Genomic DNA, 14432 nt, shown 5'->3' on the forward strand with positions numbered 1-14432 from the left:
GCCCTTTAGAATTCAGAGCTCAAGCCGCTTAACGATTTTTTATTATTTCCACTGTCTACTTGACAGGGAGCAGTTCATCCAGCGGATGAGCTCTTCTCCAAACTTTTTCCCTTACAACTTAAATTCTCGTACCAATCCATTCAAGTTCTCGGCAAGTTGCGCAAGTTGTGCAGAACTGCCCGCCACTTCTTCCATCGAACTGCTCGTTTGTTGCGAAGCAGCTGCCGTCTCTTGAACGCCAGCAGCCGATTGCTCGGAAATAGCTGCGATTTCTTCAACCAACTCGCTCATCTCTTCGCTTCCAGCTGCAATTTCTTCAAGGTTTTGAGAAATGATACCTATATCAGTAGTCATCTTGTTGACAGCACCACTAATTTCAGCAAACGTTTCACGTGTCGTCTTAAGTTGGGCAGTCCCTTTTTCCACTTCTTCATAACCCGACTCAAGCGACCCTGCTACGCTACTAGATTCTTGCTGAATCGTACCGACGATTCCGGTAATATCTGTCACAGATACAGCAACTTGTTCAGCCAGTTTCCGCACTTCTTCTGCAACAACGGCAAATCCTTTACCGTGTTCTCCGGCGCGCGCTGCTTCAATCGCTGCATTCAATGCCAACAGATTCGTTTGATCAGCAATATCCTTAATCACAACGACAAGCTTCGAAATCTCTTGAGACTGGACATCCAATCCTTTAATTTTCGTAACAGCCTCTTGGACGATCGCGTCAATCCGCTGCATCTGTTCAGTAGATGATTCCATCAATTTGGCACCATTCTCAGTCTGATCTAAAACATTTTTAGACGTCTGTTGGATAGCTTCACCTTTTTGGTTTGCATCCTCAACCCGTTCCACAAAACGTTCCATCATCATCGCCAAATCAGTTGCGGTATTTGCTTCACTTTCGATACCTGAAGTCAATTCTTGCATCGTCACTGCGATTTGTTGTGACGCCGCATTCACTTCCGTCGATGACTGAGTCAGCTCCTCACTATGGGCTGAAACTGATGAAGAAACATCATTGATGCTATTCAGCATTTCACGTGTATGCCCACTCATGTCATTCGTAGCAGCGGCAAGCTGGCCTACTTCGTCACGAGAAGTGACAGCCAATGGTTCATGGCTCAGATCGCCGTCAGCAATCAGTTGCATGCGTTCCATTACCCGCTTAATTGGAACCGTAATCACACGTGCCGTAAACAAGGCTGCTCCAATACTGATTACGAGGACTAGAAGTAGCACGATTGAAATCCAAACAAGTGTCTGTTTTCCACTCGCAATAATCTCTTCCCCATGTTTTTGTGTCAATTTTTCCCGTTCATTTGCAATTCTATGATACTCAGCAATCAATTCTGTGCCTTCAGCAGACAAACCATCCAAATTTTTTGCTGCACGCTCTTTACGGTTTTGGTCATACACATCAATGACATCTGACGCTAACTTCTTCCGCCAAGTAATCATTTTATCAATCAAGTCCCCAAAGTCATCTGAAGCACCTAATTTTTCAGCTTCCCCTTGCAATTCAATACCCTCGTCCGTCAAAGTGAAGAATTCTTCTTTATATTGTTCATCACCAAAAAGAACGTATGCCCGTACTGCAGACATTCGTCCCGCCATCGTATTCGCCAGCTTTAGGTCGACCGCCATTAATTGTGTGTCAAACTCTACAATCTCCTGGGTCTTTTGATTAACTTTATTGACAGAAATAATTGTATAAATCCCTAAAGCCATCACTAGCACCACTACTACACCAAACGTTGTCAACAATCTACTTTTCACGCTTTTAAAGCCCGCTCTTTTCTTCATAACGCTCTCCCTCTCATGATTCCTAAGAATCATTCAATCTTATTTCTTATGAATCAATACCATCCGTCATTATAGTCCGAACAAGGTCTAAGGTCACTCGTTTTTACGAAATTTTAATGTTTCTCATTAAATCAAACCTTGGATATCATCCATCTTGCTTACCTCCCAATAAATCAATACTAAATACCTTGTTCAAAAATATTAAATCACAAATGAAACATGATCTTATATTCTCGATTCACAAACCCCGAAATAAACACAATGACCTACTCAAAGGCATGATTATTGTAACATTCCGCTCTAAACTTCAAATGGACATCCTTTTAAAAAGTGGCGCGGATCTTCCCATACCTGATAAGTCGCAATCCAAGTAAGGGTTTGCCCACTTTTTCAAAAATTGACCAGTGCCATTTGAACCAGCTATACGAACAGTTCCGTTTGATATCACCTTATTTATCGGTTACTTTACAAGAGTTTTTAACTGATCAGCTATGGACTCCCTCTACTTAGCTGAACTCCTCAGTAAATAACTGTTATCTCTAGAATTTATTCACAAAGGAGCGTGACGCTGAATTTACTCAACGACCACGCAACTTTTTCCCATCATTTCACTACTTCACAGAATTGAATTCATCATCCAATTCCTAAAATGCAAGCAACATCAAGCAATTTAAAAATGTATCTAGTAGAAGACTTACGATTGTTCGATAAACTTATGACCAATTTGAATCAACCAAAAAGCAGCCTACTCCATACATATAGAGAGGCTGCTCTTTCTTTAATAGTATTCAAGTGAGTGAAATCAATTCTCTTACAACTTAAATTCATTGACCAGTTCATTTAAATCTTGCCCCAACACGGCAAGTTGTGCTGAACTACCCGCCAATTCTTCCATCGAGCTACTCGTCTGCTCTGAAGCAGCCGCTGTTTCTTGAACACCGGCGGCCGACTGCTCGGAAATTGCTGCGATTTCTTCTACTGACTCGCTCATCTCTTCACTGCCTGCTGCAATTTCAGATAGGTTCTCCGAAATAACGCCGATATTCGTAGCCATTTCGTTGACAGCACTACTTATCTCAGCAAATGTTTCTCGTGTCGTCAATAGTTGCACAGTTCCCTTTTCCACTTCCTCATATCCCGCCTCAAGTGAGCCTGCAACACTACTGGACTCTTGTTGAATCGTCCCGACAATACCGGTAATATCTGTCACAGAAACTGCGACTTGCTCAGCCAATTTCCGAACTTCTTCTGCGACAACCGCAAAACCTTTACCATGCTCTCCAGCGCGTGCTGCTTCAATAGCTGCATTCAAGGCCAATAGATTCGTCTGATCCGCGATATCCTTAATGACAACGACTAACTTCGAAATCTCTTGTGATTGACTATCCAACCCCTTAATCTTCGTAACGGCTTCTTGAACGATTGCGTCAATACGCTGCATCTGTTCAGTGGACGATTCCATTAAAGCCGATCCATTTTCAGTCTGTTCCATGACGTTTTCAGAAGCTTTTTGAATCGCTTCTCCCCGCTCATTCGCACTTTCTACACGTTCCACAAAACGTTCCATCGCCATCGCCAAATCGGTAGCCGTATTTGCTTCACTCTCAATTCCGGAAGTCAATTCTGACATTGTCACGGCGATTTGCGCAGATGCTTGATTCACTTCAGTGGATGACTGAGTCAACTCTTCACTATGTGCAGAAACAGAGGATGACACATCACTAATCCGATTTAACATATTACGTGTATTATCACTCATTTCATTCATCGCAACTGCAAGCTGTCCAGCTTCATCTGCCGACAAAATCTCTAGTGGTTCCTGGCTTAAATCCCCTTCTGCCATCAATTTCATGCGATCTCTTACTTGAATAAGCGGTCTAGTAATGACGCGCGTTGTCAAAGCAGAAGATAAGCCACTGACTATCAATGTCAGAAGTGAGACTGCTAGCACCCATCTTAGCGTCATTCTTCCACTGTAAATGATTTCATCACCATGTTTAACCGTTTGTTTTTCTCGCTTATTCGCGACTCTATGATACTCAGCAATCAATTCAGTACCTTCTATAGATAAACTCTCCAAGTTCTTGATAGCCCGCTCTTTCCGGTTTTGGTCGTACATATCAATAACATCTGTTGATAATCTTTCATTCCAAGTAGTAGTCTTATCTACTAAATCTCCCAAATCCCCCCCTAACTTCTCAGTCTCTCCTTGAAGATTAGTTGCATATTCCGTTAATGACTCGAATTCTTCTTTGTATTGCTCTTCTCCGAATAACATATACGCTCGTACAGCAGACATTCGACCAGCCATCGCATTCGCGAGCTTTAAATCTGCAGCAACTAACTTAGTGTCGTGTTCAATAATGTCCTTTGTTTTCTCGTTAACTCGTTGCACCGAATTCAAGGTGAAAAATCCTAATCCTAGCACTAGTAACATAACAATCCCAAAAGCCCAGTAAAGGCGTGATCTAATGCTTTTAAATCCCATTCTCTTCTTCATAATCATGTCAATCCCCTTCTCACAATTTGTAACAGTACAATAGACGCATGCACTTACAATTCATCCCAATCAACAATTATAGTCTTAAAGACTTCTAAAGTCACCATAATTATAAAAATATACCCATGAATTAAAATAGGACGTTTATATTAAAAAAACAGCCTACTCGCTGTGTTGATTGAGTAGGCTGTTTCTATTCAGGAAATCTGTGTTTGCGCTCGGACTTCCTTTATTTTATTCCTTTTCGATAAAATCCATACCGCCACCACCAGTACACCGCCAGTAAAGATGAGCGTCCATGTACTACCTGTAATTCCAGCGATAATGAAAGAAATCAGTGCAATCGTTGCATTCAACATCGCATAAGGAATCTGCGTCTTTACGTGATCGATGTGATCCGCCCCAGCACCTGTTGAAGACAAAATCGTCGTATCGGAAATCGGAGAACAATGATCCCCGAAAATTCCTCCTGACAATACGGCACCAATACAAACGAGCATATGTGCATCGAGCGCTACTGCCATCGGAATTGCGATTGGCAACATAATTGCGAATGTCCCCCACGACGTCCCGGAAGCCAGTGCCATAACGGCACCTACAACAAAAAGGATTGCCGGGATGATAAACGCAGGTACATTGCCTTGCATAATCTCTACAATAAATGCCGCTGTCCCCATCTCTTCAATCACTTTCCCAAGCGACCATGCAAGAATAAGCGTCGCTGCCACGTAGACCATCTTCTGCATACCTGTAGTATAAATATCGAAGATTTCATTGAACTTCTTCACCTTATAAATGAGCATTAGAATAATAATCGTCACTGCTGCAAACAAATAAGCAGTACTCAACGCTACCCGGAAATCTCCACCCGGGACCGGTTTCATAGGGAAACCTTTTGAGATTAATAGTCCAAATAAGGTAATAAACAATACAGTGAGTGGTAGCCAAATCAGTATCGTTTTACTCCCAGTCGTATACTCTTTGAGTTCTTCAGCCTTCCTAAGCGGTTTAGACTCTGGCCAATACAACTTCCCTGTTTGACGAACACGGTTTTCAGCATTTGCCATCGGTCCAAAATCTAGCTTTGAAAAAGCAATAAGTGGAACGAGAATTACCGTCAACAACGCATAAAATTGAAAAGGGATTACATGGACGAGCGTACTGTATTCCGAATCAGAAATTCCAATCTTATCGAACTCAGCACGAATGAGCCCCATGATATAGACCCCCCAACCTATAAACGGGATGAGGACAGCGACCGGAGATGCCGTTGAATCGATAATCCATGCGAGTTTTTCCCGAGAAATCTTAAGCTTATCAAAAATCTTCTCAAAAACAGGTCCCACAATTAACGGAGTTCCTAAATCTGAGAAAAAGATCAAAATCCCTCCGAGCCAAGCTGACACTTGCGCTTGAGCACGTGTCTTTATGTACTTTACTGAAGCCGCGGCAAGCGCTGCACCACCGCCCGATTTTTCCATCAGCGCAACAAATCCACCGATGAAAAATAGTAGGATCAGCACCGCAGCATTATAACTGTCAGTCAGTTGAGGAAATAGATAATCCCCAATCACGCCTGTTGTCGCCGTCAATGGATTCCCACCCACTAACAAAAGTACCCCCGCAAAAACTCCAGAAAATAAAGCGATGATTACATTTTTACTCACAATCGCCAACACTACCGCCACTAAAGGCGGGACTAACGAAACCAGCCCCATATGCTCCATGCATTCATCTCCATTCGTCTGCCTATACATAATAATGTATTATTATACACAACTGCGTATATCCAAGCAATGGATTTTTTTAATATTGCTTGGAGGGTAGAAGATTCTCCGCGGAGCAGGTTCTTATCCCAATCATAAAGCTGATCCCACTAAAGCCTTCAATAGCCCTCTAAATTCAAGCGAAGCGCACCCAATTAATCCCTTTATGCAGGTGAATTGTGCCTCGTTGCCGATTAATTCCCCAATGTTGCCGATTCTTCGCTTGAAATTGCCGATTCCACTCCTCATAGTTCCGATTCTTCCCCCAAAACTACCGATAAGCGCTGTCATCTTTCCGATTCCCCTTTTACCATGCATTTTCCCACTAGAATCAAGCGTAGCGCTACCAATTAATCCCTTATACCAGTTGAATTGTGTCCCGTTATCGAGAAACTTCGCTGAGTGTCGGAGAAATCTAGAGATGTGATAGAGAAAACCTTACACATGATTGGCAAAAGCTCTTGTGTGATGAACAAATCATCATAAGTGATCAACAACACAAAAAAGACCCATCTCGCCAATGTGAAGATGCACCCGCTTCTCGAATGACTCCATTCCAAAAGTATGTACACAATCCCTGCATCACGATAGCCGTGATAATAGGCAATACCGATAAGATTCGTGTACCAAGTGATTACACCGAGCCTCATTGTTTTTGAAATATGCTGAACGAGAAGTAGAAATACAGAAAACGACAACATCGTACCTGTAATCAGCCACTCTCCGGACCCAATGAAAAGAACAAATCATATACGCCCATGTGCTTGTTCTAATCAGACACGCCGTCCTTACCATTTGGTAAGGACGGCGTAAGATGATGCAGCAACTTATTCTAATGTGTTTAACTTCCCTCTTATAAATTTTGCCCGTGCTTCAATGAAATCCAATATATATTCCGGTTCCTTATCAAATAGTTGTACATCTTCTTTTTTATAAGGATCTTTTTGAATATATGGCCTTATCAAATCATACATATCTTGTATTTTCGGCTTCAAATATTCTACATTAAATTGGTTGTTTAAAATAACTTCTAGCAAGTCTTTGTATTGATGTCGAAATGTTTTTACGTCGAGAATCCTAGCGGTAAGCGTATTAAATCCTTCGATTCGTAAATAGTCTTCCTCCATCACTTTCCCATTTACATCCCTTCCCCATGTTGCATCGTAATCCCACGGGATGATTTCGAATAGCTTTGTTTCGCTATTCTGGTATAGAGCGTAATTATGAACAAAACCATCGAAATTTTGAGTGAAAATAACACCAGCCAACCAGCGTAGATACTGATCAACATTGAGGTATTTCACAATTTCATTTTCAAAATCAGTTTTTGAAATCGTATTAATTTCAATAATCATTTCTTGTAAATGAAATTCATCTTGTTCTGTCCCATATTTTTGTTCATAGCCAAACTTAAGTGATTTCTTTACTTCTTTATCAAGATCACTCATTAACGAAAAGTTAGCATCACCGTCAACCGCATAGAATATTGGTCCTTTCGGTAGTTGTCGATTCGCAAGGAAATGCTCATCAACTGATTCTAATTCCAAATAAAGCCCCTCATTTTTTCCATTCAATTTCATATTTACAAATCGGGACTTTGGCGATAAGCACCCTATTTCATTAAAAAAATCGAGTGATAATTTATTTCTTAGTAAAGAAGGATCTTTGTATTCCGCATTGATATGAATTTCTTTGGCTTTTCTATACGTACTAGGTTTATAAAATGAAATTTGATACGACTTCTTTCGTAAATCCCGGATATGGGAGCCACGATAAGCGACGTCAATATCATACTTTTTCTTGTTAATCGTTAGCTTCGCAGGGACAGGATCGTCACACCAAATATCTTTCTGAAGTTCACTTAAATCTAAAGGATGAATAAAAAGATGATATTCAGGTATTTTTATGTTGTTATCCACACGATTTCTTTCCTTTCAATTTTATATTATTCATATGAAATTAAATTGAATGATGCCACAAAGGGATTCGGAATTTTATTTTATTTTCGAAGAGTATACGATTGTCCCTAACATTTTTAGTACAACCTCATATCTTACATTAGGGGAACGGAATTTGGTGTAGCATGGGTTGAAAAAGGAATACCCATCCCCTCTTTTTCTAATAAAGATGAAAGGAGGTATGAGTATGTCACAATTTGCTTTTGACGATATTCAGAATGCAGTCCAACGGGCTAACAACAACGGTTTAAATAACTTCATGCACCAGGATCCTTTTAGCAACGAACGGCGTACGAGCAGGAAACGACGCTCTTCGCGGAACCAACGACGCACGAGCAGGAATCGTTGCTCTTCGCGAAACCAACGACGCACAAGCAGAAATCGTTGCTCTTCGCGAAACCAACGACGCACAAGCAGAAATCGTTGCTCTTCGCGGAACCAACGACGTACGAGCAGAAATCGTTGCTCTTCGCGGAACCAACGACGTACAAGCAGAAATCGTTGCTCTTCACGGAACCAACGACGTACGAGCAGAAATCGTTGCTCTTCGCGGAACCAGCGACGTTGCTGTAGAAGGAATCCATTTAATTGGAATAACTTCTTATTTTAAAACACTACGAGGTAATTTTCCTCTTACAGAAGAGTATGTCACTTTACGTTCTTTAATGAACTGTTCGGTGCATCCGTATAATAAAGTTAACTAGTTCTTACTAGTTAACTTTTATTCGGGTTATACCTGTCAAAACACAAAGTAGAAATAAAAAAGATGGGTCGACCAAGGCAGATTTCTTCTGATTTGTCCTGGTGTGTTTGCATTTTCAAAAGGCAATAAGTTATTACTTCATCGAGACATCATTCGAAAAAATATTAATAAATAGAAGGACATAACATATTTTAGCTGATGATTGTCATTTGCGACCAACCATGTCCTCGCTACTATTCGACCTCGGTAAGAAGATTAAACCTTTATTCCTATCAATTCTCTGGACTGTTTTTGTTCGTGTTGCCCATTCTCTTACTGATCTACAACTTCGATGCCCTAGAGTTCCTGTTCTTCTTCGAAACTCTGTACGCAGCCCCCGTTCCTCACACCAGTTGAATTGTGTCCCGTTATCGAGAAACTTCGCTGAGTGTCGGAGAAATCTAGAGATATGATGAAGAAAACCTCACGCGTGATTGGTAAAGCCCCATTTGTGATGAAGAAATCATCATAAGTGACCGACAACACAAAAAAGACCTATCTCGCCAATGCGAAATAAGTCTATCTAACTCTAACTAGCATGCATAAATCAAAACTCACTCCCCGCAGTTCCGTAATCTAACTCCTCTCCTGAACCGTCCGAACTTGTTGGGTCCGCAGCGACACGGTAATTCCTGTTATGATGATGAATCCACCAACTAGCTGTGGCAAGCTAATGACATCGTGCAAGATCACATAGCTAAAAATCATCGCGATGAATGGCTCCAAGTTTAGTAACAAGGAAATGTTCGATGCACCTGCTTCACGGATGACTCCATTCCACAAGTATGTACACAATCCATGCATCACGATAGCCGTGACAATAAGCAATACCCAGTAAGTCCAATCAACTTGCATAGTTGACGGAATCGCCTTCCAGGAAACAAACGGCAACAAGCCTATCATGCCAATGAGATTCGTGTACCAAGTAATCACTCTGACGCTCATTGTTTTTGACATATGCTGAACGAGAAGTAGAAATACAGAAAACGACAACATCGTTCCTGCAATCAGCAGCTCGCCGCGCCCAATGGAAGGGACAAACCAAGTTCCCTGGGTAATGACAAGCCATACTCCGCAAAGCCCTATCAGTGCACCGCCCCAAAATATTAGTCGTCTCTTCTCTTTGAAATAATAAACGGAAAGTGATACCGTCACGATCGGAGAGAGCGCTAGAATCAGTGATGCTGTCACCGGATCCGTGTACTGCAAACTTGCATAAAAGCTCCACTGATTAAACGAAACACCGATTATTCCGCCCACTGTGAGTAACAGCCAACCTCTTTTGTCAATTCGAATACCACGAACTTGCCGCCGAGTCACCGTATATAGAAACATCAATATGAACATTAAACGGATGATGGCAATGATTCCCGGATTAAACTGCTTCACTAAAATTGACCCAAAAACAAAGTTACTCCCCCACGCAGTAACACAAAACAATCCGATCAGATACATCTTCATTTGACTGCGTTCCAATAGTTTCACCTACTATCTAAAAAGGGATGGCTATACTCAGCCATCCCTTACTAATTACACTGCTAGATTTACAATTTTACCTTTCACCATCACACAGCGGTCGACCGGTTTCCTTGCTACCACTTCAGCTGTTGACGCCGCATCAAAGAATACAAAGTCAGCTTTATCTTTCACTAACGGCCACACGCGTTCACCATCTGCATTTAACGGAGTCACACCATTCGTTGCAAATCGTAGCGATTGGCGCAATGATTTTTCTTCAATTTTACGTGAGAGTTCTCCGAAACGTGTCACTTTTTCTAGCACGTCTCCTGTTCCATACGGGCTCCATGAATCATAGAATCCATCGCATCCGAATTGAACTCGCACACCAGCTGCATCTAACAATTCAATCGGTGGCAACGTTCTATTTAGATTGATTGGCACCGTGGACATAATGGAAACATCCTGTGAAGCGAGACGTTCTGCAATCTTCAACTGTTGCCCCACAGCGACATCTCCTAAACAAAACGAATGGCTCAACGCGGTTCGACCTCGATACCCTGCATCCTCCACGATATCTATCCACTTGTCCGAAGTGTAATAACCAACCATTCCTCCATCATGTAAATGGATGTCAACGTCTGCGTCAAATTCAGTCGCAATGTCCATCACCTCGTGAAGCGAGCGTTCAATGGACTGGTCAATTCCAGCAGGATCGAGTCCACCTACGATTGTCGCTCCACTTCTCATTGCTTCACGCACTAACGCGGGGACTTCATCCCGAAGCAATCCGTGTTGAGGAAATGCCACGATTTCGTGAGTCACGATGCCTTCGAATGCCTGGAGCGCTGCTTTCACACCTTCTAAGTTTTTCAACCCGATATACGGATCAACATTCACATGCGTACGGATATGTGTAACTCCATATCCAAGAAGTGTTTCGATCATTTTCTTTGCCCGCGTCTCCGTTGAACCCGCCAATTCTTTAAGCTCCGCCGCTTCATGTTGCAACCGCTCTTTCAAATTTGCAACTGGAGTAACTGCTTTCCAGTCTAAAGTCATATAGGTCTTATCCAAATGATTGTGCATTTCTTTTAACGGTGGCACTGCCAGTTTGCCCTTCATATCAATCTGTTTGCCATCCATACTGACAAGACTATTAGCATCATGGATTTCTTCAATCACACCATCCACAACTTTCAATGTATGCAACGCAGTCTCGGTTTCAACTACCCCGTTATCCATCAATCGGTTACCCGTCTCCAACTTAACATTTACAAGCCACGTTGTTTCAGTCACGTCGAACGCCCCCTATCTGAACACTGTTCTTTACGTTGCCATTTTCAGATACCACTTTCCCTTGGAAAATGACTCGTGTAATTGGTTTACGACGCGCTACTGCTTGAGCCGAACAAACTGCATCGATCAGCAGGAAGTTCGCATCGTCTCCAACCTTAGGCCAGACTGCATTCCCATCATCGTCGAGAGGCATGATTCCAGCTGTCGCATATTGCCACGAACGATTCAACGAATATTCATCCATGAATCGGAAGCGTTCTGCCAGAATGGATAACTTTTCAATGGTATCGCCGGTTCCATAAGGGGACCAGTGGTCTGTTAAACTATCATGTCCTAGCGATACATTGACACCGTTCTTCTGTAAATACTGGACAGGAATTGTTTTACGGTTCGTAGGGATTGTCGTCGTGACGTCGATTTGAGCTTCCCTTAAAATCGCTGTCATATTATCCAGTTCAGCACCCTCTAAATCGCCAAGTGCAATTGCATGGCTAATTGTAGTTTGCCCTTCCTTCCCTGCTTGTGTCGCAAGTTCAGCTAGTTTTTTAAATTCAAACGCCCCGAGAGAGTCGCCGTCATGGATATGTATATCCAATCCTTTACCAGATTCCGTCGCAATGTCCATCGTCGTTGCGAGTGAACGCTCAATATCTCTATCAATCGTTGCTGGATCTACTCCCCCCACTAGTGTTGCTCCTTTACGCATCGCTTCCCTCATTAAGGCTTGAGAATTTGAACGTAATAAGCCGTGTTGCGGGAAAGCTACAATGTCATACGTTAACATGCCTTCGAATTTCGCAAACGCTTCTAACGTAATTTCAATATGGTTTGTTCCGATTTGCGGATCAACATTACAATGCGATCGAATATGGGTATGACCTTGAGACAACAACCATTCAATCATTTTCTCTGCACGTTGCAACGCAACTGGCAACTGTTGTGGCAAGAGTTTTTCTTCCTCTTCTATACGAGTAACAATGCCATTTGTGATTGGAATGCATGCTTTCCAAGGACCGCTAAAGTAGGTTTTATCCACATGGATATGCATTTCTCGCATCGAAGGCATGAGTAAGTTTTCTCCAGCATCAATAACTGTATCTGATGTATCTGTCAGTGATTCACCGATCTTTTCAACTTTTCCATCTTTCACAAACACATCACATACGGTCGTATTTGTTGCAACTACTCGTTCCCCTTCGTAACGGAATCCAGTTTCCAACGTTACATTTTTCAATAACAAAGTCGTCAATACCATCACTCCTTCAAAAGGATAGAGTAAGGACGTGATTATCGCCCTTACTCTTTAACTTCAACGATTACTTAACCGTTGTTTCATTGATTATTAGATAATTCGATGGACTCAACCAGAAATCCTTCACATCGTTATTGTACACAGCAAGATGCTCATAGTTTCGGATTGGAATATAAACCGCATCGTCCATCTCTTGTTGCATCGCTTCTTTATAAATTTCTTCACGCTTACTTGGTTCACTAGCTCTTGTTGGAGTGCTGGTGATTGTCATTTACGATCAATCCTTTGCAGAAACGTACTCGCTATTATTCGAGCTCGTTAAGAAAATCCCACTCCTCATAGTTCCGATTCTTCTCCCGAAACTGCCGATAACCGCTGTCATTTTGCCGATTCTCTTTTCAGCAGGCATTATGTCATTAAAATCAAGCGAAGCGCTACCAATTAATCCCTTACATCTGTTGAATTGTGTCTCGTTGCCGATTAATTCCCCTATCTTGCCGATTCTTTACTTGATAATGCCGATTCCACTCGTCATAGTTCCGATTCTTCTCCCGAAACTGCCGATAACCGCTATCATCTTGCCGATTCTCTTTTCTGCAGACATTATGTCATTAAAATCAAGCGTAGCGCTACCAATTAATCCCTTAAATCGGTTAAATTATGTCTCGATATCGAGAAACCTCGCTGAGCGTCGGAGAAATCTGGAGATGTGATGGAGAAAACCTTACTAGTGATGGCAAAGTCCCCTTGTGTGATGAAGAAATCATCATAAGTGATCGACAACGCAAAAAAGACCCATCTCGCCCATGCGAAACAGGTCTCTTCTATATAATATTATCGATTCACCGTAAAGCGACTTAAGAAATCTTGCAGCCGCTCACTTTTCGGGTTCACTAAAATGTCTTCAGGATGTCCCTCTTCCTCAATCACACCGTCGTTCAAAAAGACGACGCGGTCAGCGATATCGAGTGCGAAATCCATTTCGTGCGTGACGAGAATCATCGCCATTTCGCCTTCTTTCGCGAGATCACGGATGACTTCAAGCACTTCACCGACAAGCTCAGGGTCAAGAGCAGACGTCACTTCATCAAACAACATGACTTTCGGTCGCATCATGAGTGCCCGCGCCATAGCAACACGTTGCTTTTGGCCACCTGAAAGTTGAGCAGGATACAGATCGATTTTATCTCCCAAACCAACCTTCTCCAGCATTTCGACAGCCGTCGCTTTCACTTCTTTCATACTTTCATTTTTCACAAGGACCGGCGCTAGCATACAATTCTCCAGTATGGTCATGTGGGGGAACAGGTTGAAATGTTGAAATACCATTCCAATATCCCCACGTATAGAGTGCAAGTGAGAATCATCCGCTCTCACCCACTCACCTTTTTTCTCCATTTGCCAAAGGTTTCTTCCACCTACATCGATCACGCCCATCGTTGGTTCTTCGAGCGTCATAAGCATTCGGATAATCGTCGTTTTTCCGGAACCACTTGGTCCAATCAACGCCACTTTTTCCGCAGGCTGAATGTCCAAGTCTATTCCTTTCAGCACTTCGATATCCCCAAATGATTTATGGACATCTGTATATTTCACTATTGGTTCATCCATTAGAAATCTCCTTTATTAAAAACATATTGGCTCTCATTCG

General features: G+C 42.2%; 11 protein-coding genes. 2 read left to right on the plus strand and 9 right to left on the minus strand.

From position 1 onward, the window contains the following. Positions 1 to 111: 111 nt before the first annotated feature. The 4 genes from ACR65F_RS02995 to ACR65F_RS03010 all read right to left on the minus strand — a co-directional run bounded on the left by ACR65F_RS02995 (position 112) and on the right by ACR65F_RS03010 (position 7991). Positions 112 to 1806, minus strand: coding sequence for a methyl-accepting chemotaxis protein (locus tag ACR65F_RS02995; RefSeq protein ID WP_440503217.1), 1695 nt, complete (start codon positions 1804 to 1806; stop codon positions 112 to 114). 811 nt (positions 1807 to 2617) lie between these two features. After that, a complete protein-coding gene (locus tag ACR65F_RS03000) occupies positions 2618 to 4306 on the minus strand; it encodes a methyl-accepting chemotaxis protein (RefSeq protein WP_440503218.1) in 1689 nt (562 codons plus the stop codon). 197 nt (positions 4307 to 4503) lie between these two features. Beyond that, a complete protein-coding gene (locus ACR65F_RS03005; RefSeq protein ID WP_440503219.1) occupies positions 4504 to 6033 on the minus strand; it encodes a Na+/H+ antiporter NhaC family protein in 1530 nt (509 codons plus the stop codon). 866 nt (positions 6034 to 6899) lie between these two features. Further along, positions 6900 to 7991: a CotH kinase family protein gene (locus ACR65F_RS03010; protein WP_440503220.1), complete on the minus strand. Its 1092-nt coding sequence runs from the start codon at positions 7989 to 7991 to the stop codon at positions 6900 to 6902. 384 nt (positions 7992 to 8375) lie between these two features. On the opposite strand from ACR65F_RS03010, the gene ACR65F_RS03015 reads away from it, so the two are divergent. Continuing rightward, on the plus strand, positions 8376 to 8603 hold the full coding sequence (locus tag ACR65F_RS03015) for a hypothetical protein (protein WP_440503221.1): 228 nt from the start codon (positions 8376 to 8378) through the stop codon (positions 8601 to 8603). 745 nt (positions 8604 to 9348) lie between these two features. On the opposite strand, the gene ACR65F_RS03020 is transcribed toward ACR65F_RS03015, so the two are convergent. The 4 genes from ACR65F_RS03020 to ACR65F_RS03035 all read right to left on the minus strand — a co-directional run bounded on the left by ACR65F_RS03020 (position 9349) and on the right by ACR65F_RS03035 (position 13052). Next, positions 9349 to 10248 (minus strand): DMT family transporter, encoded by a 900-nt coding sequence (locus ACR65F_RS03020; protein WP_440503222.1) that lies wholly within the window; start codon positions 10246 to 10248, stop codon positions 9349 to 9351. A gap of 54 nt (positions 10249 to 10302) precedes the next feature. Next, the gene (locus tag ACR65F_RS03025) at positions 10303 to 11529 is read right to left on the minus strand and encodes an amidohydrolase (protein WP_440503223.1); all 1227 of its coding nucleotides are present in this window, start codon (positions 11527 to 11529) and stop codon (positions 10303 to 10305) included. Then, entirely contained in the window at positions 11522 to 12778 is a 1257-nt protein-coding gene (locus ACR65F_RS03030) for an amidohydrolase (RefSeq protein WP_440503224.1), read from the minus strand. Before ACR65F_RS03030 ends, ACR65F_RS03025 begins: the two co-directional genes overlap by 8 nt. 67 nt (positions 12779 to 12845) lie before the next feature. Continuing rightward, the gene (locus tag ACR65F_RS03035) at positions 12846 to 13052 is read right to left on the minus strand and encodes a hypothetical protein (protein ID WP_440503225.1); all 207 of its coding nucleotides are present in this window, start codon (positions 13050 to 13052) and stop codon (positions 12846 to 12848) included. Between ACR65F_RS03035 and ACR65F_RS03040 the strand changes: the two genes are divergently transcribed. Next, the gene (locus ACR65F_RS03040; RefSeq protein WP_440503226.1) at positions 13042 to 13494 is read left to right on the plus strand and encodes a hypothetical protein; all 453 of its coding nucleotides are present in this window, start codon (positions 13042 to 13044) and stop codon (positions 13492 to 13494) included. The two genes, ACR65F_RS03035 and ACR65F_RS03040, sit on opposite strands and share 11 nt — an antisense overlap. Positions 13495 to 13615: 121 nt before the next feature. Here the strand turns inward: ACR65F_RS03040 and ehuA are convergent, their stop codons facing one another. Continuing rightward, positions 13616 to 14392, minus strand: coding sequence for an ectoine/hydroxyectoine ABC transporter ATP-binding protein EhuA (gene ehuA / locus ACR65F_RS03045; RefSeq protein ID WP_440503227.1), 777 nt, complete (start codon positions 14390 to 14392; stop codon positions 13616 to 13618). Positions 14393 to 14432: the final 40 nt, after the last annotated feature.

The sequence above is a fragment of the Sporosarcina sp. SAFN-010 genome, from assembly GCF_059415065.1.